The following is a 21,317-nucleotide window of genomic DNA, read 5'->3' as shown; positions in this document are numbered from 1 at the left end:
GGTATGAAAACTCTTTGCATACGTATTCAAGATTTGAAGTTACGAAAAGGTTTCACATTTGTAAAGTGATCTCGATCTTGTTGTGAGAATTTTAATTTTTTGTGTTGCATACGCATGCAAAGGTGGTGTAAGTATAAAAAACACCCACTTGCTGAGGCGTTTGAAGCACGCGCAAATGGGCAGGACGTTGATAAGGAATCAGGGGTAATGAAACGTAAGACTTTTGCAGCAGTCACATCCCAACAGGTCGCTCAGCTGGCGGGGGTATCGCAATCTGCGGTTTCGCGAACGTTCACGCCGGGGGCCAGCATTTCACCGGCAACGCGTGAAAAAGTGCTGAAGGCAGCGCGCGAGCTGGGCTATCGCCCGAATGCGATCGCCCGTTCGCTCAACACGGCTCGTTCGCGCATTATCGGTGTCGTCATTTCTTACTTTGATAACCCCTTTTACTCGCAGGTGCTGGAGGCGCTGGCGCAAAAGCTGGATACGCTGAACTATCACCTGCTGCTGTTCGTTGGCGACCGGGAAGGTAACGTAGACCGTATTTTTGACCAGATTATGCAGTACCGGGTGGATGGCATTGTGCTGGCCTCGGTGACGCTGTCGCTGGAGTTATCCGAGGAGTGCCTTGCCGCCGGGATCCCGGTAGTGCTCTTTAACCGCAGCGAAGAGAGTGGCATGGCCTCCAGCGTCAACAGTAATAACGAAGCGGCCGCGCGGCAGATTGCCGAGTTTCTGCTGGCGGGGGAGCACAAGCGTTTTGCCTACGTGGGCGGCGTGGCCGATTCCCCGGTCAATATCGCCCGCCAGCGCGGGTTCATTTCCACGCTGGAAGAACATGGCATCACCGATGTCCGGGTGGTGCACGGGAATTACGACGCTCAGCAAACCACCCGGGCAGCCTATACCCTGTTTTCGACGTCGCCAGCGCCGGATGCGGTCTTTGTCGCCAACGATCATATGGCCGTCACGGTAATGGATGTGGCGCGCTATGAGTTTGGTTTGCGCATTCCGGAGGAGGTCTCCGTTGTCGGGTATGACGACATCGGCCCTTCCGGCTGGCCCTCTTATGCGTTGACCTCGGCGTCGCAGCCGGTCGGCGCGATGGTGGATGCCACGGTGGAACTGTTAATGAAGCAAATTGACAGCGGAACCATAGAGCCTGAACAGATTACGGTGCCCGGTACGCTGGTGATACGCCACTCGGCGCGTCGCCCACGCAGCGGCGTTATCGAAACCAATGGTTTAACGCTATTCCAGTCTAAGGAGCGCACATGACCAGATTGCGGGGCTTCAGCCCTCAATTCGACTCTATCCAGCAGTTCATTTTGACGCTGACGCACGTGGTGTGGGAGCAGAAAGATATCGGCCAGCTGGCAGATTTTTACGCCACGCCGGTGGTTTTCACTACCCCCGAAAAACAGCTGCATGAGCTTTCCCAGTTTATGCGCCTGACGCTTGAGGCGATGCACAGCTTCCCGCAGCGAGCGGTGCTGACGGAGGATATTCTGTGCAGCCAGAACCCGGGGGACGAGTACTATGCGGCGCAGCGTACCGTAGCCCGCATTCAGCACCAGGGGGAGGGATTTTTTGGCCCGCCGACCGGGAAAAATGTCTGGGTCCGCACCTGGGCCGATCGCATCTGTGTTGATGGTGCCGTACGCCAGGAGTGGCTGCTTCAGGATCGTGCCGCGATTGTGGCGCAACTGGGGCTGGATGTCCGCGACTTTGCTTTTAACCTGGCGACCATGCGCCAGCAGCTTGGGCTGGAATCTGTGTCTGCTGAGACGCTTGACGCCCGCTGGGCGGGTGGGCCTGAGGGCGACGACGTTGAAGGGGCGCTGGCCGGGGTCGTTGAGCGCTACTTAACGATGTGGGCGGGCGGTAACAGCGGCGTGGTGCCCGGTCTCTATCACCCGGCGGCGACGCTGTACGCGCCGGGGCACTGCCTCTGCACCGGCGAACAGGAAATTGGCGCACAGCTTTCCGGCTATCGCGCTTCATTTGCCGACAGCGAAACGCAGCTTCATCACCTGATTGTGCGTAAAGATCCTAATGAGCCGATTCGACTTTCATTGCGCTGGTCGTTGTTAACCTGGCATGACGGTTACGGCAAATTTGGTGCGCCGACCCGTAAACCCATATCAATTACCGGTATCAGCCAGCTTGAATTACGTGATGGTTTAATTTTCCGTGAATATCTGGGGATCGATGAATTAGCGATTTGGTCGCAAATATTTAATTAATGGGGCGGCAGCCCCCTTATTCCGGCTGCAAAAAATAACCGTGTTTAATTCACCCTCACTTACGGGTGCGGGTTCTTATTGTCTGAAAACAGAGCAGGAGTTTATATGTCTTCCACCGAAGCAACAAATAAAGCACCAGCCGTACCCGAAAAAAGCAGCGTGAAATCGCTGAAAGAGGAACCTGTATTACAGGTGGAGCGTCGTGATTTTGTCGATCTGGTACCGGAAAAAAGACCGCGCGTGCAATCATTACGCGGCTTTGATGACTGCTATACCGATATTGTCGATTATATCGTTCGCTGCACCCATAAAATATGGGACGAGCGCGATGTTGGCTTAATTTATTCTCACTATACCCATAACTGCGTGCTGTATAACGCGCTGGGGACACTCTATAACCGCGAACAGGTGGTGCAGGATACGCTGCAACGCTTAATTGCCTTCCCGGAACGGCGCGGAATGGCAACCCAGGTGATCTGGAACGGAAATGATGTTGACGGTTTTTATACCTCTCACCTGGTGACGGGAAGCGGGCGGCATACACAGTACAGCCATTTAGGCAAACCGACGAACCGTACGTTTGTGACGCGTACCGTGGCGGATTGCATGATCCACGAGAATAAAATTTATCGGGAGTGGGTAGTCAGCGACAATATGTCACTGATGAAACAGCTTGGCCTGAATACCGATCAAATCGCATTTAATATGGCAAAGGAGCAGTTCGATAAAGGCTTCCGCGTGATGGACATCGGCGAAAACGGCCGCATGCTGGGGCAATATCCGCCGGAGATGGAGTGCGATGTTTCCATTGCGCACACCGATACGGAGGAGCAGTGCCTGCGCTGGCTGCATGAGATCTACAACCGCCGGATGTTTGGCAAGATCAAAGAAGTGTATGCGCCTAACGTACAGTGGCACGGTCCGCTGATGAAAGAGCTGTACGGCACCGCGGCGGTAACCCATCAGACGCTGGCGCTGGTGGGGATGATCCCTGACGGCGCGTGGCTGCCGCAGCATATTTGTTCCAACCCGTGCGATGAAGGCGGCGTCAAAGTGGCCGTACGCTGGATTATCGAAGGACATCACCTGGGTTACGGTGAACTCGGCAAGCCGACCGGAGAACGACTGTTCGTGATGGGCATGTCGCACTACCACATCGTCAACGGAAAAATTGTTGATGAGTGGGTGGTTTATGACCATCTGGCGCTGCTGGCGCAGATCAAACTCGGCCAGATGGAGGACGCGTAAATGTTAAATCAGGTGAGCTGGATTAAGCGCCCGCAGGGGCAGGATGCGCAGGCCGATCGTTCCCTGACGGAGAAGGTCAGCGCCATTATCGAGCGCGTGAAAACCGAGGGCGATACAGCGCTAAGAGCCTTTTCGCAGCAGTTTGATCATGTCGTACCGGCGCAGTTTGAGGTGAGCGAGCAGGAGATTGCCGAAGCACTGGAGGGGATGGATGCCCAGACGCGCCGCGACAGTGAGTTTGCCATTAATCAGGTGCGTCGTTTTGCGCAGGCGCAGCTGGCGACCATGCTGCCGCTGGAGGTAGAGACGCTGCCTGGCGTGCATCTCGGTCACCGGATCATCCCGGTGCAGACGGTGGGCTGCTACGTGCCGGGCGGGCGGTATCCGATTCTCTCCGCACCCGTGATGTCGATTGTTCCTGCGACGGTGGCGGGCTGTGAACAGATTATCGCCTGTCTGCCCCCGGGCGCCCATCCGGCGATGATTGCCGTTTGCCATCTGGCGGGCGCGCACCGCATTTTCAAAGTTGGCGGCGCGCAGGCCATTGCGGCTATGGCCTGGGGAACGGAGAGCATTCCGTCGGTGGACAAAATCGTTGGGCCAGGCAACGCCTTCGTTAACGAAGCGAAACGCCAGGTGTTTGGTCGAGTCGGCATTGATGCCCTCGCCGGGCCGAGCGAGATTTTCACTATCGCCGACGACAGCGCCGATCCGCGCATTCTGGCCGCCGATATGCTGGCGCAGGCAGAGCACGATATTCATACCCGCGTCGGGCTGGCGACAACCAGCCGGGATATCGCTGAGCGTACCCTGGCGGAGGTTGAGCGTCAGCTTGCGACTCTGCCAACGGCCGCCACGGCGGGCGAGGCGTGGCGTCGGCAGGGTGAAATTGTGCTCTGCGAAGATGAAGCGCAGCTGATTGCGTTTGCTGACCATATGGCGACGGAGCATTTGCAGGTGCATACCCGCGATCCGCACGCGACGGCAGCGAAGATCCGCAACTATGGCTCGCTGTTTATTGGTCAGAACGCCAGCGTGGTGTTCTCCGATAAATGCTGCGGCACCAACCATACGTTACCGACGATGGCGGCGGCACGCTATACCGGCGGTCTGTGGGTAGGGGCATACGTCAAAATCTGTACCCATCAGTGGATTGACGAGCAGGGTATCCCGGCAATCGCAGAACCGGCGATCCGCCAGAGCCGTACCGAGGGGATGCAGGGGCACCGACGGGCGGCGGAAATTCGTCTGCGTCCGCAGGACATTGATGCCATTACTACCGGCATGCGGGACTAAAACGTATCCCGGGCAGCCTTCTGCCCGGTTTTCAGCACGGGGAGCCTGAGACTATGAAGCGCCTGATACTGCCAGACGACTGTCCGGAGGAAATTGCCCGCCGTCTCGACGTCATACAGCAGCACCGGGCGCTCAACGCGATCCTCGGGGTTAACCCTGACGCCATGTCTCAGGCGGAACAGCATCAGCAGCAGCGTCGGCGTGGAGAGCCGATCGGCCCCCTGCACGGCGTGCCGCTGATCGTCAAAGATAATATTGCCTGCGCGCCGATGCCGATCACCCTTGGCTGCCGTGCGCTGGCCTCACTTAACGCGACAGCGGATGCTCGGGTCGTGCAGCGATTGCGCAGAGCGGGGGCGATTATTCTTGCCAGGGCCAATATGTCCGAGTTCGCGTTCGATGTGCGCTCGCGTAGCTCGCTGGGGGGTGATGTGGCGAATCCACTTTGCCCGACACTCACCGCCGGAGGTTCCAGCGGAGGATGCGCCGCGGCGGTGGCGGCTGGAATGGCGGATGGCGCATTGGGTACCGATACCGGCGGCTCTATCCGCATTCCCTGTAGCTATACCGGGCTGGTGGGGCTACGGCCTGCCTTTCGCCGTTCACAGCTGGACGGCGTGGCGCCGCTCTCGCCCAGCAAAGATACCGTTGGGCCAATGGTACATAGCGTTGAGGATGCCGCCTTGCTGCATGCGGTGATCCATGGCCTGCCGCCGGTTGCGCTTCCTGTGCGTTCGCTGAAAGGCGTTCGCTTTGGCGTGGTGACCGCGTTACAGGGAGAGGATGAGGTACAGCTGGAGGTCTGGCAGTCGGCGCTGCACACGTTGCGCCGTGCCGGAGCGACGCTGGTGGAGGTTTCACTCCCCCTCCTTGAAGAGGTGAGGCAGGCCACCTGCCTCAGTCTGTATGAATTTCGCGTGGCGATTGACGACTGGCTTAGCAAACAGCCTGGCGCTCCCTCCGGACTGACAAGCATTGTGGACTCCGGCGCTTTCCTGCCAGAGTTTGCGCCGTTTCTACGTCAGATGCTGGCGAGTAACACGCTGAAAACCCCGCTCTGGCTGGCGGGGCGTCGCTTTCAGCGCCTGTTGCGGCAGAACCTTTGCCAGGTGGCGGAGGTGCAGCGCATCGACGGATTTGTGTATCCCACCGTACAACGATTACCAGAAAGTATGGCGAAGATGCCGCCAGGCTGCGCGCCGGAACTGGCCGCCATCAGCGGCCTGCCTGCCATTACGTTGCCCTGTGGCGTAAGCCGTATCGGGCTGCCGGTAGGGATGGAGATGTTATCGGCGCAGGAGGATGAGACGATGCTGATGACGCTGGCGCTGGCGTGTGAGGGGGCGCTGGGCGGGATAAATGAGGTGCTGAGGTTTAAGGCAGGATATCGCCAGAGCGGTACCGTTTGTCAGAACCTCTCTTAAGGCGCCGATGGCCCCTTGCCGCGATACCTTATTGTGATTTCATTTTTCAGTATTGTCAGCGGCGGCGTCATTTCGCCGCGCGCTACCGACTGATACTCAAAGCGAAAGGGGCCCGCGGCCGGGAAACCCGCTGGCAACGGGATTTCGCCCGCCAGTTCCCTGAGCATCAGACAGCGCAGGTTGTTACAGACGCGAATGCGAAAGCCCGGCGGCGTGGGGCCGTCCGGTGTAATCTTCCACAGCAGATGCGTCGGCGTAACCCCTTTCGGAAGGGGCGCGGCGGGCTGAACTGGACGACTTTTCAGTACCTGCTTGCCGCGCGACAGCGTGCCGCCAAAACTATGGCTGCTCCATGAACCGTCCGCAGCAAACGCCGGTGGCGCAAGCAGCAGAACAAGCAAGGCGGCTCTTATCACGATTTACCTCCAATGAGATACGTCATTCTCACGTTGCGCTGAGTGTTTATCTCCTGGCTGGAGAGCACTGCAAGCTGAGGGAAGATGCGACGAAGATAGCGGGACAGCATCAAACGCAGCGCCGGGTTCACCAGCAGAACCGGCGGCGCACCCAGCGCTTCCTGATGCTGCAACGCCTGCTCGGTCTGTTTCATTAAATTCTCGGCAATTCCCGGCTCGATAGCGCTTCCGCTCTGGGTTGCCTGTACCAGCAACTGCTCAAGTGACATATCAAGGCCGATTATTTGGATATCGTCGTCGCCAGGGAACCACTGCTGCGTAATCGCCCGGGAGAGGCGAGCGCGCACGCGGGCCGTCAGCTCGTCAGCGTCAGACTGAGGAGTGGCATACTCAGCCAGCGTGTCGATGATGGTCCGCATATCGCGGATCGGCACGCGCTCGGAGAGCAGATTTTGCAGTACTTTGTGCAGCGTGGTCAGGCTGATTACCCCCGGGATCAAATCCTCTATCAGCTTCGGCGACTGTTTGGTGAGCTGGTCAAGCAGCTGCTGCGCCTCCTGGCGACCGAAAAGTTCGTCCGTGTGGGTGCTGATAAGGTGGTTCAGGTGCGTAGCGACGACGGAACACGGATCGACTACGGTATAGCCCAGCGTCTGCGCCAGCTCGCGATGGACTTCATCGATCCATAGAGCGGGAAGTCCAAAGGTTGGTTCTTTACAGGGCGTACCGGGCACTTCTCCCTCTGCACAGCCTGGATCGATCGCCATCCAGCGATCGGGCTGGACCTCGCCTTTACCAATCGTCACCCCTTTTAGCAGAATACGATAGTGAGTCGGCGGCAGGTCGAGATTATCGCGAATGTGAACTGCTGGCGGCAGAAAGCCCATCTGCTGCGCGAACTTCTTACGAATACCCCGTACGCGGGTTAACAGCTGGCCCTGCTGTTCATGATCGACCATAGGGATCAGTCGATAGCCAACCTCCAGCCCCAGTACATCTTCCATCTGCACGTCAGACCATGTCGCTTCATTAACCTGCGCCACGTCGGCTTCAGCTCGGGTAGGGGCGGAGGGGGCGGCGCCCGTTTTTTTCGCCTTACCTTCCTGGCCCCGCAACCACCATGCAATCCCTAATAGTGAGGAGGTAAAGAGTAAAAAGACCAGATTGGGCATGCCTGGGATTAGCCCCAGCAAACCAATTACGGCCGCAGAGAGGGCAAGCACGCGAGGCGAGGTAAACAGCTGGCCGACCATCTGCTCGCCTACGTCCTGCTCGTTGACCACACGCGTTACAACGACACCTGCCGCGGTGGAGATCACAAGACCAGGGATCTGCGCAACCAGGCCATCACCGATGGTCAACAGCGTGTAGGCTTCTCCCGCTGCGCTGAGGGTCATATCATGCTGCATTACGCCGATAATCAGGCCACCGATAATGTTTATTGCCATGATCAGCAGGCCTGCGATGGCATCGCCACGCACAAATTTGCTCGCACCGTCCATGGAGCCGTAAAAATCTGCCTCCTGAGTCACCTCTTTTCGACGGCGTTTGGCCTCCTCCTCGCCGATCAGACCGGCGTTCAGGTCGGCATCGATTGCCATTTGTTTACCGGGCATACCGTCAAGGGTAAAGCGGGCGCCCACTTCTGCAATACGCCCGGCCCCCTTGGTGATGACCATAAAGTTTATAATTATCAATATGATAAAAACGACAATGCCGATGGCAAAGTTGCCGCCTACCAGGAAGTGGCCGAACGCTTCGATGACCTGGCCCGCGGCGTCAGCGCCGTTATGGCCGTGCATCAGGATAACGCGCGTTGAGGCGACGTTTAGCGCCAGGCGAAGCAGCGTTGAGAAGAGCAGTACCGTCGGGAAGGCGGAAAACTCCAGCGTATTCTGGGTAAACATGGCGACCAGAAGGATCATGATCGCCAGTACAATATTAAAGGTAAACAGCAAGTCCAACACGAAGGTTGGCAGCGGCAGGATCATCATCGCAAGGATCGTCATGATCAGGACTGGACCGGCCAGTACCTGCCACTGGGTCTCCTTGATGCCGGGCAAACGTAATTTGGTGGCGATATTAGCCATTACTCTTTACTCTCTTGTGCAAAATCGAGCGCCGGGGGAACCGGCAAATCTTTAGGTTCTGTTGGGCGCAAGCCAAAGCCTTTACGCCACCGGCGCAGGCTATATACCCAGGCCAGGACTTCGGCAACAGCGTTATATAATTCACCGGGCACCGGCTGACCCGGCTCGCAGTGCCGGTAAAGCGCACGCGCCAGCGGTGGCGCTTCCAGCATCGGAACCCGATTTTCTTCAGCCATCTCGCGGATGCGCAGGGCAATAAGTCCACTGCCGCTTGCGACGACGATCGGTGCGCCCATGGTGCCTTCCTGGTACTTCAGCGCCACGGAATAGTGGGTCGGGTTGTTGACGACCACATCGGCGGTGGGCACCTCGGCCATCATGCGGCTTTGTGCCATCTGGCGCTGAATCTGCCTGACGCGACCCTTAATGTGCGGGTCACCTTCCTGGTTTTTAAATTCATCCTTTATCTCCTGGCGGCTCATTCTCAGCTTCTTAAAGTTGCTCCAGAGCTGATAAATCACGTCGAAGGCCACCATGGGGATCAGTGACAAAATCACGTACAGCATGCAGCCAATCAGCAGGTTGCTGATGTCGTTTAGCGCGCCGCCCAACGGTTCATACATTAGATTGATGAACCTGCTTTTATTGAGCAGTAAAAACAGTCCTCCCCCCGTGGCGGCCAACAGCACCTTGAGGATGCTTTTGATCATCTCTGATACCATTTGGGCAGAGAAAAGACGCTTGATACCGGTGACGGGATTAAGTTTTTTAAGATTAACCTTTAGCGCCTTACTGCTTGCGTTCAGGCCGCCGATAATCGACGGTGCCGTTATTGCGGTCACGTACAGCCCGCCGGCGAAGGGCAGAATGGCGAGAAAAGCCATGCTCAACAGCGAGGCTGCACGATGTAACATATTCTGCGGGTCGCGGATCAGCAGTCGATCAAAGGTCAGCCCGTTGTGCAGAATAGATTCAAGCTGCGTCGCCAGATGGCTACCTGCGCCGACGATAAGCCCCCAGCCCACCAGAAGCATGGCAAGGGTGGTCAGCTCGCGCGAACGCGGAACCTGACCTTCCTCCCGCGCTTTCTGTTTTCGGTGGGGTGTGGGGTCTTCTGTTTTGTCGCTCTCGCTCTCTTCAGACATAGTGTTGGCCTGGGGTCATCAAAAGCCCAGCGACTCCAGCAGGTCATCCACCTGTTCCTGAGAGGCGACAATCCCGGCGACGCTGGTATCAATCTGCGGGCCGTTCTTGAGATGGGCGTCACCGCTCTGTTCGATACCCGCGTCACGTTCGCGCATGTTTTCAACCAGCACGCTGATCAGCTCGGTTTCGACGGTCTGAATCACCTGCATCAGGCTTTGCAGCACCTGGCCGGTGAGATCCTGGAAGTCTTGCGCCATCATTATTTCGGTGAGCTGTTGGTTGGTTTGCTGAGCGGTGGCCGGCACGTCCAGCAGAAAGGTACGTGTCTCTTTCACCAGTTCTCGCGCCTCGCCAAGCGGCTGTGGCTCTTCAAACCAGGCGTCCCACCGTTCAGTAAGCTTACCGGCATTTTCACCTAATCTTTCCTGGAGCGGTCGTGCCACCTCGACGGCCGTCAGCGCGCGATCGGCGGCCTGAGACGTTTTGCCAACAACGTAGTTGAGACGGTCGCGCGTGTTGGGGAACGCGTCCGCGACTTCTTTAATGGCCTGCTCCAGGCCAAGATTTGCCATACTGTCGCGCAGCAGCCGGGTTAATTGACCGATACGCAAAAAGAGATCCTTTGGCGGTTCCGCGATCTCGCCAGGCTGAGTGGTCATAGTATTCACCCGAGTTTTTCAAAAATTTTGCCAAGCTTTTCTTCCAGCGTGGCGGCAGTAAACGGTTTAACGATGTAACCGTTGGCACCCGCCTGCGCGGCGGCGATAATGTTTTCGCGCTTTGCTTCCGCAGTAACCATCAGTACCGGCAGCTTTGACATCGCCGGGTCGAGGCGAATGGTTTTCAGCAGCTCAAGGCCATCAAGGTTGGGCATATTCCAGTCGCTCACAACGAAATCAAACTCACCGGCGCGCAGCTTGTTCAGCGCGTCCTGGCCATCTTCCGCCTCTTCAATATTTGAATAGCCCAGATCCTGAAGCAGGTTACGTACGATACGTCTCATGGTGGCAAAATCGTCCACCACCAAAAAACGCAGGTTTTTATCCGACATGTGTGTTCTCTCCTGAACGTCGTGGTTTATGGCTGAAACTTTCCAGCAGACGCTGGCTAATTTTATTGAGATCGACGATTTCTCGGGCAGCGCCAAGGGCAATCGCTTCGCGAGGCATACCGAACACCACGCAGCTCGCTTCGCTCTGAGCGAGGGTAAACGCGCCCGACTCGCGCAACGCCAGCAACCCACGTGCGCCGTCGGCTCCCATTCCGGTAAGGATGGCGGCGCTGGCATGTGCGCCCACCAGCTGTGCAACGGAGTTAAAGAGAACGTCTACCGACGGGCGATGACGGTTGACGGGGGGCGCGTCGGTCAGCCTGACGGCGTACCCTTTTCCGTGACGGACGATCTCCATATGCTTGTCGCCGGGGGCGATCAATGCCGTACCCGGAAGTACCGGATCGCCGTCATCCGCTTCATGCACCTTTATCTGGCAAAGTGAATCAAGACGCTGGGCGAAGGAGCGGGTAAATCCGGCAGGCATATGCTGGGCGATGACGATACCGGGGACGCTGGCTGGCAGCGGCGTTAATACCTGGCGCAGCGCCTCCGTCCCGCCGGTCGAGGAGCCAATCGCCACAATGCTTTGTGGATCCACGGTAATGCCCCGCAGTATCGGCGAGGCCACTTCAGCCTGACGTCCCAGTTTTGCCTTCGCGGCAATGCGGATCTTCTCTGCGACCTGCACACCCCACAGTTCCAGATTTCCGGCGATACGCTGATCGGGTTTGGCCAGAAAATCGACGGCGCCGTGTTCCAGCGCGGCCATTGTCGCCTTCGAGCCTCGGGTGGTCATCGAGGAGATCATCACCACCGGCATTGGACGAAGGCGCATCAAACGGGAGAGAAACTCCAGCCCATCCATTTTCGGCATGTCGATATCCAGCGTCAGCACGTCGGGGTTCAACTGCTTAATCATCTCGCGTGCGATCAGCGGGTCTGGCGCGGTGCCGACCATCTCCATATCTGGCTGTTGATTGATCACTGCGCTCAGGATGTTGCGCATGAGCGCAGAATCATCAACTGTCAGCACCCGTATCCGTTTCACCGTAAGGCCTCCGTAAGTTCATACACCGACTGGCCGCGAAGCCTGAGTGGAATGTGCGGATGATTAAAATGTTCAGAGTGACCAACAAACAGCAGGCCGTCTGGCTTCAGCATGCGGGCAAAGCGCTCAAGCAGACGCTTCTGTGTCGGCGCATCGAAATAGATCATCACGTTGCGGCAAAAGATGGCGTCAAACGGTCCGGGCAGCGGCCAGCTGTTGTCCAGCAAGTTGAGCCGCTGATAGTGAATAGCGGCCAGCAGTTCTGGCTTTACCTTCACCCGATCGCTGTTCTCACCCGAGCCGCGCAAAAAATAGTGGCGTTTTTGCACCAGGGTCAGCGAGTGTAGGTCGGACATGCGGTATACCCCTGCCTCCGCTTTGGCCAGCACCTCGGTATCGATGTCAGAGGCCCAGACGCGTGGCCCTCCCGTCGCGCTCCCCAGAGTCTCGTCCAGCGTCATGGCGATGGAGCAAGGTTCTTCCCCGGTGGAAGCGGCGGTACACCAGACGCGGTAGCCGTTGGGCCGCTGACGGGCGTGTTCTGCGAGCACCGGGAAGTGGTAGGTTTCGCGAAAGAAAGAGGTCAGATTGGTTGTCAGCGCGTTGACAAAGTTCTGCCATTCCGGATGCTCGCTGTGGGATTCCAGAATGCTGATGTACTCAAGAAATGTGTCAATCCCCAGCGCCCGTAGCCGCCGTGATAAACGATTAAAAATCATCTCTCGTTTTTGTGCGTTGACTACAATCCCGGCGCGGCGATAGATCAGTTGCCCAATACGCTGTAATTCAGAATCGGATAACGTAAGCTTATTTGGCGATAAGCGCACGGGAATGTCTTTAAATTCACTCATAGACAGGGCGAGGCCTTATACCGGGGTATTCATGATTTCCTGGTAGGCACTGAGCATTTTATTGCGCGCTTGCACACCGAAGCTAAAAGAAATTGAGGACTTCTGCATTGCCAGCATTACGTCATTTAATCCAATATCGCTACTGCCAGACATCCACTGCTGCGTCATTTCTTTCGCGTTAACCTGAGTTTCATTAATTTCATTGATACTGTTGAATAAAATGTCAGAGAACGACGGCGTGTTTTTCAGCGCGGCAGGCTGGTTTCGGCTCATGCCGGCTATTTGCTGTGACTGAGTGTTAATTTGATCGAGTACGCCACGCATTAAAGTTGCTGACATTGTTGACTTCCTGAATTAATAAGGGAAAAGCACACATTTATTACATATCTTTTAAACGTTGATAGTTTAACACGTAGGCAAAATGGCCATAAAATCCAATAAGCGAACATTACTTTAAGCTTATTTATCCTTAAAAAATCGGCCTTTCAGACGATAATGCCCGCCTGAAAATTTCTCTTAATTTGAAATCGTCGTTATCAGCCCTGCGATATCACAGGCGCTGACGCGCATTATTGTGCGTGCTATTTCTTACAGGATCACGGCATGAGTGCCACATTAAATGATTTAACGAATAATCCGGCTGACCGAATTAAATCGGCTCTGTCATGGCTTCGCGCCAGCCCGAAGCTATCGCTGGTCATTTGCGCCGCGGCTGCCGTATCGGTATTAATTGCGCTTATGTTCTGGGCAAAAGAGCCAGGCTATCGCGTGTTGTTTAGCAATATCAGTGATGAAGACGGTGGGGCCATTGTTGCCCAGCTGTCGCAGATGAATGTCCCTTACCGCATCGACGCGCCGGGTGGCGCTATTCTGGTTCCTGAAGGGCAGGTCCATGAAGTGCGTATGAAGCTGGCCCAACAGGGGTTGCCAAAAGGCGGCTCCGTAGGGTTTGAACTGCTGGATAAGGAAAAGTTTGGTATTAGCCAGTTTAGCGAACAGGTTAATTATCAGCGGGCGCTTGAGGGAGAGCTGGCGCGTACTATTGAAAACCTGGGGCCGATCAGATCGGCGCGCGTTCATCTTGCCACACCCAAGCAGACGATGTTTGTGCGTGAGCAAAAACAGCCAACGGCTTCCGTTACCGTCAACCTGATTCAGGGGCGTACCCTGGATGAAGGACAGGTCATTGCCATTACCCATCTGATTTCCAGCGCCGTGACGGGGCTGACGGCAGAAAATGTCACTATCGTCGATCAGCGGGGTGAGCTGCTCACCCAAAGTGGTTTGCGCGGCCTGCAAACGTCACAGCTGAAGTACACCAGTGAGATCGAAAGTGATTACCAGCAGCGCATCCAGCGAATACTGGCGCCGCTGGTGGGCAGCAAAAATATTCGCGCCCAGGTCACGGCGCAGATTGATTTTACCCAGCAGGAGCAGACGCAGGAGCAGTATCAGCCCAACGCCGATCCGCAAAAAATGGTGATTCGAAGCCGCCAGACGAGCCAGTCCGAGCAGGGTAACGGACGCGGCAATGGCGGCGTACCGGGCGCGCTGACGAATCAGCCGCCAGCGCCTGCCACTGCGCCACTTACGCAGCCGCTTGACAAGCCTGCCGCTCAAACCAGTACCGCTGGTACCGGAAATGACCGCTCACAGCCCTACAACAATCACAACGATGAGACCACCAATTTTGAGGTCGATCGCACGCTAACCCACATTAAAAATGCCATGGGGCGCATCGATCGTCTTTCAGTCGCGGTGGTGATAAACCATCTGCCGCAAGGCGCTGAGGGCAAGCCGGGTCCGCTGAGTGAGGCTGAACTGAACCGTATTAATGCTCTGGTTAAAGAGGCTGTCGGCTATACGGCCTCACGCGGCGATAGCGTCAATATTTTGAACTCGCCGTTTAACGGGGTTGAGGAAGAGGAACTCCCGCCATTCTGGAAACAGGATAAGTTTTATCAGTTGATGATGGCGATTGCGCGTTATCTGGTTATTGCGATTATCGCCTGGGTTATGTGGCGTAAGCTTGTTCATCCGGCCTGGATCCGCCATCAGGAAACCAGCCTGCGCCGCATGGAAATGGAAAAAGAGGCGCGTCAGGAAGAGCTGGCCGCCCGCAAGAAAGCGTCCGAAAAGGATGCGCGTGACCGCGCTCAGCAGCGTGTGGATACGGAACTTAACAGTCAGCAGCTGCGCGAACTGGCGGAACAAGAGCCGCGGGTTATTGCGCTGGTTATTCGTCAGTGGATGAATCAGGAGCTCAAATCATGAATGCCGCAGAGAAAAGCGCCATCGTTATGTTGACGCTGGGCGACGTCCTGGCCGCCGAAGTCTTTAAGCACCTAAACGCGCATGAGGTGAAGACCATCAGCAGTTCTATGGTCAACATGGCGGGGTTTACCCACGATCAAATGGCCTCCGTGCTGCGCGACTTTAAAAATGACTCAAGCGAGTATGCCGCGCTGAGCCTTAACACGAACGAGTATCTGCGCAGCGTGCTGGTCAAGGCGCTGGGTGAAGAGCGTGCGTCAACGCTGCTTGAGGATTTGCTGGATACCCACCAGGGTGGAAACGGGATCGAAACGCTCAACTTTATGGATCCGCTGGCGGTATTCGATCTGATTCGTGAAGAACACCCGCAAATTATCGCCACGATCCTGGTCCACTTAAAGCGTAACCAGGCGGCGGACGTCCTGAGCAAATTCGACGATCGTGAACGTAACGACATTATGCTGCGTATCGCCACCTTCGGCGGGGTTCAGCCCGCCGCGTTGCAGGAACTGACGGAGGTACTCAACGGCCTGCTCCACGGTCAGAATCTTAAGCGCAGCAAAATGGGTGGGGTGCGCCCGGCTGCGGAGATTTTAAACCTGATGAAATCCCAGCAGGAAGAGGCCGCCATTGAGGCGGTTCGCGATTTCGACAGTGAGCTGGCACAGAAAATTATCGACGAAATGTTCTTGTTCGAAAACCTGGTGGATGTCGAGGATCGCAGCATCCAGCGTCTGTTGCAGGAGGTGGAAAGTGAAACCCTTATCATCGCCCTCAAAGGAGCAGACGAAGCGCTGCGGGCCAAATTCTTCCGTAACATGTCGCGCCGTCAGTCGGATCTGATGACCGAAGATCTGGCATCGCGCGGCCCGGTGCGTTTGTCACAGGTGGAAGCCGAGCAGAAGACTATTCTGAACATCGTTCGTCGCCTTGCGGAGACAGGGGAAATCATCATTGGAGGCAGCGACGATGCCTACGTTTGATGCCAATAGCGCCGCTCAGTGGCGCAGCTGGCAGCCTGAGGATCTGTTAAACGAAACGGTTGAAGTACCGTTGCAGACGCAGGATACCGGCCATTCTGACGCGCAGTTTAAGGCCGAGCTGGCACGCCTGCGTAAGCAGGCTGAGCAGCAGGGTATTGCTCAGGGATTGGCGCAAGGAAAAGAGGAAGGCCGTCGCGAAGGCTATGAGGCCGGGCTGAAGGAGGGGCGTGAGGCGGGTCTGGCGCAGGGGCTGGAACAGGCCCGTGACGAACGGCAGGCTTTACTGCTCCAGGCTGGAGAATGGGTGACGCAGTGCAAGCTTGCGCTTTCGAATCTCGATAGCCTTATTCCCGGACGTCTGGTTCAGCTGGCGCTGACGGCGGTACAGCAGCTGTATGGCACCCTGAGCGTGGCGGATAACCATGCTCTGCTTGCGCAGATCCGCCAGTTAATGAAGCAGGATACCCTGCTCAACGGCCCGACAGAACTGCATGTGAACCCGCAGGATCTGCCCATGGTCTCCCAGGCGATCGGTGAGACGCTCTCCTCAATGGGGTGGTCCTTACAAAGCGATCCCCAATTGGCCGCAGGGGGATGTCGTGTGGTCACGCCGGACGTGGAGTATGACGCCACCATGGAAACGCGCTGGCAGTCTCTCTGTCAGCTCGCCCGAGAGGAATTGTCCCAATGAGCCAGCAGTTAAAAAACTGGCTCTCGGTCATGGATCGGGTGGAAGAGAAGCTCGGAGAGCTCCCACGCTTTCGTCAGTACGGCAAGCTGACGCGTGCTACCGGGCTGGTGATGGAGGCCGTAGGCCTGAAGCTGCCGATAGGCGCGTTGTGCATTGTTGAACGTCAGACCGGACAGGCTATTTTACCGGTCGAGTGTGAGGTGGTCGGGTTTAACGGTCAGACGCTCTATCTTATGCCGCTTGAACATGTTGACGGTATTCTTCCCGGCGCGCGCGTGTACGCGCCAGAGGCCGATAAGGGAGCGGGTAAACAGCTGCCGGTGGGGTTACACCTGCTGGGGCGCGTGCTTGACGCTCAGGGCCGCCCCCTGGATGGTAGTCCACCGGCGGGAAAACCCGTAGCCGGCCTGTTTACCCCCTCGTTTAACCCGCTTCACCGCGATCCCATCAAGTCCGTGCTCGATGTGGGCGTGAGGGCAATAAATGGCCTGCTGACGGTTGGCAGGGGACAGCGTATGGGCCTTTTTGCCGGCTCGGGCGTCGGTAAGTCGGTGCTGCTCGGCATGATGGCTCGTTTCACCACCGCCGACGTCATCGTCGTCGGGCTGATTGGCGAGCGCGGACGTGAAGTAAAAGATTTTATCGAGAACATTCTTGGCGAAGAGGGGCTATCACGCGCGGTCGTGATCGCCGCACCTGCTGACGTCTCACCGATCCTGCGTATGCAGGGTGCGGTTTACGCCACCCGAATTGCTGAGGATTACCGCGATCGTGGGATGAATGTCCTGCTGATAATGGACTCTCTTACGCGCTATGCCATGGCGCAGCGTGAAGTGGCGCTGGCTATCGGTGAACCGCCGGCAACGAAAGGTTATCCACCGTCCGTCTTCGCGCGTCTGCCCGCACTGGTAGAGCGTGCGGGTAACGGTATGCGCGGCGGCGGATCGATAACCGCCTTTTATACGGTTCTGACCGAAGGGGACGATCAGCAGGATCCGATCGCCGATTCGGCGCGCGCGATCCTCGATGGCCATATCGTGCTTTCTCGTCGCCTGGCTGAGGCGGGCCATTATCCTGCTATTGATATTGAAGCCTCTATTAGCCGCGCGATGACGGAGCTAATTCCGCATGTCCAGTACCGCAAGGTTCAGCGTTTTAAGCAGCTGTTGTCGACCTACCAGCGTAACCGGGATCTGGTCAGCGTAGGCGCTTACGTGAAGGGCAGCGATCCGCTGCTCGACAGAGCGATAGACCAGTATCCTGCGCTGGAAGCCTTCCTGCATCAGGCAATACACGAGCGGAGCGGTTACGACGAGGCTATTGCCGCACTGAGCCAACTTTTCCCTGACATCGATGAACAGGCGGGATAAAACGTGAAAGTGAATAATCCAATGGTCATGCTGCGTGATATGGCTCAGGAAAAGCTTACGGAGACCACTCGCGCCCTCGGCAGCGTCCAGCAGACGCTTATGGCAGCCGTGGCCCAGCATGAACAGCTTCAGCACTATGAGCGCGAGTACCAGCAATCTTTGCGTCAGGGCCTGCTGGGCAGCGGTATGTCGATGGCGGATCTGGTTAATCAACAGTCTTTCATTTTGTCACTTAACCAGGTGGTGAAGCAGCACGAATCACATGTTTCCACCTGCGAACAAGCCGTGGATCGGGTCAAAGAGAAGTGGCTACAGAAAAAGCAGCGCCTTAATGCGTTTGAGACGCTCATCGATCGCCGCGAAGCGGCACTGGCTATGGCACAGAGCCGCCAGGAGCAAAAAATGATGGACGAATTCGCCCAGCGTGCCGGACAGAAAAGAGAAAGGCTATGAATATTGATATTACGGCTCTGCTGTCCGGCGGAGCGCCGACGAGAGCAGGCAAAGGAAAACTCATCGGCGAGGATTTTGCTCTCACGCTCGACGACAGGTTGGCGCAGATGGGACTGTTGTTACCTGGGCTGGACGTTCCGGCGCAGCTGTTGAGTCATGAAGGATACCCTCTCCCGCAGCCGGTTTTGCCGCCGGTAGCTGAGCCGGGGGAGAGTGACGACACGCTGGCGGAGGTCAGAATCAGCGCCTCTCCCGGTGATGAAAGCCCGCAATGGCAGCTTCAGCAGATAGTCACCCGCCAGGCGAGGGGCGCTACAGAGGCTGCGACCCTTGCTGATGCGAGTCTGCCACGTGAAGAGGTCGCTGGCGAAAAGGCGCCTTTAACGATCCCTGTTGACGATATTAAGCTGAAGCCCGCCCGACGCGAAGATACCCCTCTCCAGATGCAGGCACAGGCGTTAGGGGGGAAAGCCCCGGACGCCAGCGCCGTGATGCCAGGCTTAACGGCTCATCAGGGAGACGCATCGCAGCACGCTACGTGCGATCCCACGGTTCAGAGCGTCGTGATGGAGCCATCAACGGCGCGACTGGTCAGTCAGCCTGTCTCACAGCAGGTGGTCAACGTCCGTTATCCGCTGGAGTCGCCCGAATGGAAACAGTCGGTGAGCCAACATATTGCCCTGTTCAGCCGCGACAATTTGCACAATGCGGAGATCCGCCTGCATCCTCAGGAGCTGGGCTCATTGCATATCTCTTTGCGCGTGCAGCAGGACCAGGCGCAGATCCATATCGTCAGCGAACATGCCCAGGTGCGGCAGATGATGGAGACTGCTCTACCGCACCTGCGGGCGGCTTTAGCGGAAACCGGGCTTCAGTTGGGCCAGGCGAGCGTGAGCCCCGATCGACCACATACTGGCGGTGGCGAGCAGGGACGTCATCCTTCCGGAGAGCAGCATACCGCTCAAGGCGCAGATAACGTGTTCGTGGATGAAGACACTGTGGCGGAATTATTAACATCGACGCAAGGAAATATATACGGCATTAACACTTTTGCCTGAATTGCTGAATTGCTGAATTGCTGAATTGCTGAATTGCTGAATTGCCGACAGGAATGAAATTTTATCTCCTGATTATTCTGCTGATTAAATGGACTACAATGTCCGCCGTATTTATCGAGGGGCAGGTTGCTGCCTCTCTTATTTTATTGGGTTTACGTAATGGGTAACAAAAATAAAAATGCTGCGGCTCGCGGAGGGTCGCGCTCGCTTCTGTTAATACTAATGTTTCTGATTGCCCTCGCAGCCTGCGGTTTTTCAGGCTATCTGTTCTGGTCGATGAAATATGCACACGTGCAGACGGACAACAATTCGAGAAGTGAGCACGAAGCCCCGGCGGTACAGCAAGTTGAACCGTTATACGTGTCGATGAATACCTTTACCGTTAGCCTGACCCCGACGCAGCACGAGTCGGATCGCGTGCTCTACATTGGTCTGTCCGTACGACTTGGCGATACGTCGTCCGTACAGGTGCTTGAGAAATTCCTGCCGGAATATCGCAGCCGATTGTTTATGCTGCTTTCTCAGCAAACGTATGAAACGCTCTCAACGGATGAAGGTAAACGCCAGCTGATTAGCAACATCAATAATGAGCTTAAAAAACCGCTGGCGTTCAACAAAAAGATTAACGTCACTGACGTTTTGATTAATGAATTTATTCTGCGGTAAACACAATGGCTGATAGTTTTTTATCACAGGATGAGATCGATCGCCTGCTCAATGCTGATACGGAGAGTCCCGATGACCTCCATGGAAGCATGGGAGATGCGGGGATAAAACCTTACGATCCAAATACTCAGCGACGCGTGATTCGCGAGCGGCTTCATTCTCTGGAAATTATTAACGAACGCTTTGCCCGTCAGTTCAGGATGGGGCTATTTAACCTGCTGCGCCGCAGTTCAGATATTACGGCGGGAAATATAAAGATCCAGCCGTATCATGAGTTTGCCCGCAATTTACCGGTGCCAACTAACCTGAACCTGCTGCACCTTAATCCCCTGCGTGGGACCGCGCTGATGGCATTCTCCTCCGGTCTGGTATTTATGGCCGTGGATAACCTGTTCGGCGGAGACGGGCGTTTCCCGACGAAGGCAGACGGGCGGGAATTTACCCCAACCGAGCAGCGGGTGATCCACCGTATGCTGACAATGGCACGCGAGGCGTATGAGTTTGCCTGGGGCTCTATTTATAAAATTAAGACGGAATACATCCGTTCAGAGATACAGGTGAAATTTACCAATATTACCTCTTCACCAAACGATGTTGTTGTCACCACGCCTTTCTCCGTGGAAATCGGCTCGCATCGCGGGGAGTTCAATATTTGTATTCCCTTCAGCACGATAGAGCCTCTGCGTGAACTGTTAAGCAATCCGCCAATGGATAATTCGCGCCATGAGGATTCTGAGTGGCGCAGCATGCTGGCAAGCCAGATGCGTGAAACCGAGCTGGAGCTGGTGGCGCAATTTGCCGACATCAACACGCGGTTGTCAAACGTCATGAAGATGAAAAAAGGCGACATTATCCCACTGGATAAGCAGGAGTTTATAGAAGCGAACGTCGGCAGCGTGCCGGTATTTACCGCGAAATATGGCTCTGTAAATAATCAATATGCTCTGAAGGTCGATCGGATGAATCAGCCAGCATTAAAATCTTTCAATAAGGAGTGATTTCC

The 21,317-nt window shown here is 56.3% G+C and carries 21 protein-coding genes; 13 read left to right on the top strand and 8 right to left on the bottom strand.

The window, feature by feature from the left end; translation table 11 throughout:
- Positions 1–207 precede the first annotated feature (207 nt).
- The 5 genes from RS584_RS17880 (at position 208) to RS584_RS17860 (ending at position 6,214) form a co-directional block, all read left to right on the top strand.
- Positions 208–1,278: a LacI family DNA-binding transcriptional regulator gene (locus RS584_RS17880; RefSeq protein ID WP_003862277.1), complete on the top strand. Its 1,071-nt coding sequence runs from the start codon at positions 208–210 to the stop codon at positions 1,276–1,278.
- Positions 1,275–2,246: a nuclear transport factor 2 family protein gene (locus RS584_RS17875; protein ID WP_015571630.1), complete on the top strand. Its 972-nt coding sequence runs from the start codon at positions 1,275–1,277 to the stop codon at positions 2,244–2,246. Before RS584_RS17880 ends, RS584_RS17875 begins: the two co-directional genes overlap by 4 nt.
- Before the next feature lie 105 nt (positions 2,247–2,351).
- A complete protein-coding gene (locus RS584_RS17870; protein WP_033487538.1) occupies positions 2,352–3,494 on the top strand; it encodes an ester cyclase in 1,143 nt (380 codons plus the stop codon).
- Positions 3,495–4,790, top strand: a complete 1,296-nt coding sequence (hisD, locus tag RS584_RS17865; RefSeq protein ID WP_017692810.1) for a histidinol dehydrogenase — start codon at positions 3,495–3,497, stop codon at positions 4,788–4,790.
- A gap of 53 nt (positions 4,791–4,843) precedes the next feature.
- Positions 4,844–6,214 carry an amidase gene (locus RS584_RS17860; protein WP_315748398.1) on the top strand — a complete coding sequence of 457 codons (1,371 nt, stop codon included), beginning with the start codon at positions 4,844–4,846 and terminating at the stop codon, positions 6,212–6,214.
- On the opposite strand, the gene RS584_RS17855 is transcribed toward RS584_RS17860, so the two are convergent.
- The 8 genes from RS584_RS17855 to fliE are packed head-to-tail and all read right to left on the bottom strand — an operon-like array spanning position 6,211 to position 13,158.
- Positions 6,211–6,630, bottom strand: a complete 420-nt coding sequence (locus RS584_RS17855) for a flagellar protein FlhE (RefSeq protein WP_023304283.1) — start codon at positions 6,628–6,630, stop codon at positions 6,211–6,213. The two genes, RS584_RS17860 and RS584_RS17855, sit on opposite strands and share 4 nt — an antisense overlap.
- Complete coding sequence (flhA, locus tag RS584_RS17850; protein WP_015571626.1) at positions 6,627–8,720, bottom strand: flagellar biosynthesis protein FlhA; 2,094 nt, start codon at positions 8,718–8,720, stop codon at positions 6,627–6,629. The genes RS584_RS17855 and flhA overlap by 4 nt, the downstream gene beginning before the upstream one ends.
- Complete coding sequence (gene flhB, locus RS584_RS17845; RefSeq protein WP_015571625.1) at positions 8,720–9,865, bottom strand: flagellar biosynthesis protein FlhB; 1,146 nt, start codon at positions 9,863–9,865, stop codon at positions 8,720–8,722. The genes flhA and flhB overlap by 1 nt, the downstream gene beginning before the upstream one ends.
- 18 nt (positions 9,866–9,883) lie before the next feature.
- The gene (gene cheZ / locus RS584_RS17840; protein ID WP_048974280.1) at positions 9,884–10,525 is read right to left on the bottom strand and encodes a protein phosphatase CheZ; all 642 of its coding nucleotides are present in this window, start codon (positions 10,523–10,525) and stop codon (positions 9,884–9,886) included.
- 5 nt (positions 10,526–10,530) lie between these two features.
- A complete protein-coding gene (gene cheY, locus RS584_RS17835; protein WP_015571623.1) occupies positions 10,531–10,917 on the bottom strand; it encodes a chemotaxis response regulator CheY in 387 nt (128 codons plus the stop codon).
- Positions 10,907–11,968: a chemotaxis response regulator protein-glutamate methylesterase gene (locus RS584_RS17830; protein ID WP_017692814.1), complete on the bottom strand. Its 1,062-nt coding sequence runs from the start codon at positions 11,966–11,968 to the stop codon at positions 10,907–10,909. Before RS584_RS17830 ends, cheY begins: the two co-directional genes overlap by 11 nt.
- On the bottom strand, positions 11,965–12,819 hold the full coding sequence (locus RS584_RS17825; RefSeq protein WP_015571622.1) for a CheR family methyltransferase: 855 nt from the start codon (positions 12,817–12,819) through the stop codon (positions 11,965–11,967). Before RS584_RS17825 ends, RS584_RS17830 begins: the two co-directional genes overlap by 4 nt.
- Positions 12,820–12,834: 15 nt before the next feature.
- Entirely contained in the window at positions 12,835–13,158 is a 324-nt protein-coding gene (gene fliE, locus RS584_RS17820) for a flagellar hook-basal body complex protein FliE (protein ID WP_020480519.1), read from the bottom strand.
- A 264-nt stretch (positions 13,159–13,422) separates the two neighbouring features.
- Between fliE and fliF the strand changes: the two genes are divergently transcribed.
- The 8 genes from fliF (at position 13,423) to fliM (ending at position 21,312) form a co-directional block, all read left to right on the top strand.
- Complete coding sequence (gene fliF / locus RS584_RS17815; RefSeq protein ID WP_045333244.1) at positions 13,423–15,093, top strand: flagellar basal-body MS-ring/collar protein FliF; 1,671 nt, start codon at positions 13,423–13,425, stop codon at positions 15,091–15,093.
- Entirely contained in the window at positions 15,090–16,076 is a 987-nt protein-coding gene (gene fliG / locus RS584_RS17810; RefSeq protein ID WP_015571619.1) for a flagellar motor switch protein FliG, read from the top strand. The genes fliF and fliG overlap by 4 nt, the downstream gene beginning before the upstream one ends.
- Positions 16,063–16,767, top strand: a complete 705-nt coding sequence (locus tag RS584_RS17805) for a flagellar assembly protein FliH (protein WP_017692817.1) — start codon at positions 16,063–16,065, stop codon at positions 16,765–16,767. The genes fliG and RS584_RS17805 overlap by 14 nt, the downstream gene beginning before the upstream one ends.
- Positions 16,764–18,137, top strand: coding sequence for a flagellar protein export ATPase FliI (gene fliI, locus RS584_RS17800; protein ID WP_315748397.1), 1,374 nt, complete (start codon positions 16,764–16,766; stop codon positions 18,135–18,137). The genes RS584_RS17805 and fliI overlap by 4 nt, the downstream gene beginning before the upstream one ends.
- A gap of 21 nt (positions 18,138–18,158) precedes the next feature.
- Entirely contained in the window at positions 18,159–18,590 is a 432-nt protein-coding gene (gene fliJ / locus RS584_RS17795) for a flagellar export protein FliJ (protein WP_015571617.1), read from the top strand.
- Entirely contained in the window at positions 18,587–19,648 is a 1,062-nt protein-coding gene (locus RS584_RS17790; RefSeq protein WP_315748396.1) for a flagellar hook-length control protein FliK, read from the top strand. The genes fliJ and RS584_RS17790 overlap by 4 nt, the downstream gene beginning before the upstream one ends.
- Before the next feature lie 222 nt (positions 19,649–19,870).
- On the top strand, positions 19,871–20,314 hold the full coding sequence (locus tag RS584_RS17785; protein ID WP_015571614.1) for a flagellar basal body-associated FliL family protein: 444 nt from the start codon (positions 19,871–19,873) through the stop codon (positions 20,312–20,314).
- Between the two features lie 5 nt (positions 20,315–20,319).
- Positions 20,320–21,312, top strand: coding sequence for a flagellar motor switch protein FliM (gene fliM / locus RS584_RS17780; protein WP_015571613.1), 993 nt, complete (start codon positions 20,320–20,322; stop codon positions 21,310–21,312).
- Positions 21,313–21,317 lie beyond the last annotated feature (5 nt).

The organism is Enterobacter sp. DTU_2021_1002640_1_SI_PRY_ASU_LCPMC_013 (assembly GCF_032389435.1).
Classification (GTDB): Bacteria; Pseudomonadota; Gammaproteobacteria; order Enterobacterales; family Enterobacteriaceae; genus Enterobacter; species Enterobacter hormaechei_C.
The sequence above is the reverse complement of the archived record's forward strand: the minus strand, read 5'-3'. Positions and strand labels throughout refer to the sequence as shown.

Excerpts from the sequence above, each read along its gene's own strand:
- fliF (WP_045333244.1), top strand. The coding sequence starts at position 13,423 with ATGAGTGCCACATTAAATGATTTAACGAATAATCCGGCTGACCGAATT.
- fliJ (WP_015571617.1), top strand. The coding sequence starts at position 18,159 with ATGGTCATGCTGCGTGATATGGCTCAGGAAAAGCTTACGGAGACCACT.
- flhB (WP_015571625.1), bottom strand. The coding sequence starts at position 9,865 with ATGTCTGAAGAGAGCGAGAGCGACAAAACAGAAGACCCCACACCCCAC.
- RS584_RS17870 (WP_033487538.1), top strand. The coding sequence starts at position 2,352 with ATGTCTTCCACCGAAGCAACAAATAAAGCACCAGCCGTACCCGAAAAA.
- RS584_RS17825 (WP_015571622.1), bottom strand. The coding sequence starts at position 12,819 with ATGAGTGAATTTAAAGACATTCCCGTGCGCTTATCGCCAAATAAGCTT.
- RS584_RS17790 (WP_315748396.1), top strand. The coding sequence starts at position 18,587 with ATGAATATTGATATTACGGCTCTGCTGTCCGGCGGAGCGCCGACGAGA.
- RS584_RS17805 (WP_017692817.1), top strand. The coding sequence starts at position 16,063 with ATGCCTACGTTTGATGCCAATAGCGCCGCTCAGTGGCGCAGCTGGCAG.
- RS584_RS17860 (WP_315748398.1), top strand. The coding sequence starts at position 4,844 with ATGAAGCGCCTGATACTGCCAGACGACTGTCCGGAGGAAATTGCCCGC.
- cheY (WP_015571623.1), bottom strand. The coding sequence starts at position 10,917 with ATGTCGGATAAAAACCTGCGTTTTTTGGTGGTGGACGATTTTGCCACC.
- fliE (WP_020480519.1), bottom strand. The coding sequence starts at position 13,158 with ATGTCAGCAACTTTAATGCGTGGCGTACTCGATCAAATTAACACTCAG.
- cheZ (WP_048974280.1), bottom strand. The coding sequence starts at position 10,525 with ATGACCACTCAGCCTGGCGAGATCGCGGAACCGCCAAAGGATCTCTTT.
- fliI (WP_315748397.1), top strand. The coding sequence starts at position 16,764 with ATGAGCCAGCAGTTAAAAAACTGGCTCTCGGTCATGGATCGGGTGGAA.
- RS584_RS17785 (WP_015571614.1), top strand. The coding sequence starts at position 19,871 with ATGTTTCTGATTGCCCTCGCAGCCTGCGGTTTTTCAGGCTATCTGTTC.
- hisD (WP_017692810.1), top strand. The coding sequence starts at position 3,495 with ATGTTAAATCAGGTGAGCTGGATTAAGCGCCCGCAGGGGCAGGATGCG.
- fliM (WP_015571613.1), top strand. The coding sequence starts at position 20,320 with ATGGCTGATAGTTTTTTATCACAGGATGAGATCGATCGCCTGCTCAAT.
- RS584_RS17880 (WP_003862277.1), top strand. The coding sequence starts at position 208 with ATGAAACGTAAGACTTTTGCAGCAGTCACATCCCAACAGGTCGCTCAG.
- fliG (WP_015571619.1), top strand. The coding sequence starts at position 15,090 with ATGAATGCCGCAGAGAAAAGCGCCATCGTTATGTTGACGCTGGGCGAC.
- RS584_RS17875 (WP_015571630.1), top strand. The coding sequence starts at position 1,275 with ATGACCAGATTGCGGGGCTTCAGCCCTCAATTCGACTCTATCCAGCAG.
- flhA (WP_015571626.1), bottom strand. The coding sequence starts at position 8,720 with ATGGCTAATATCGCCACCAAATTACGTTTGCCCGGCATCAAGGAGACC.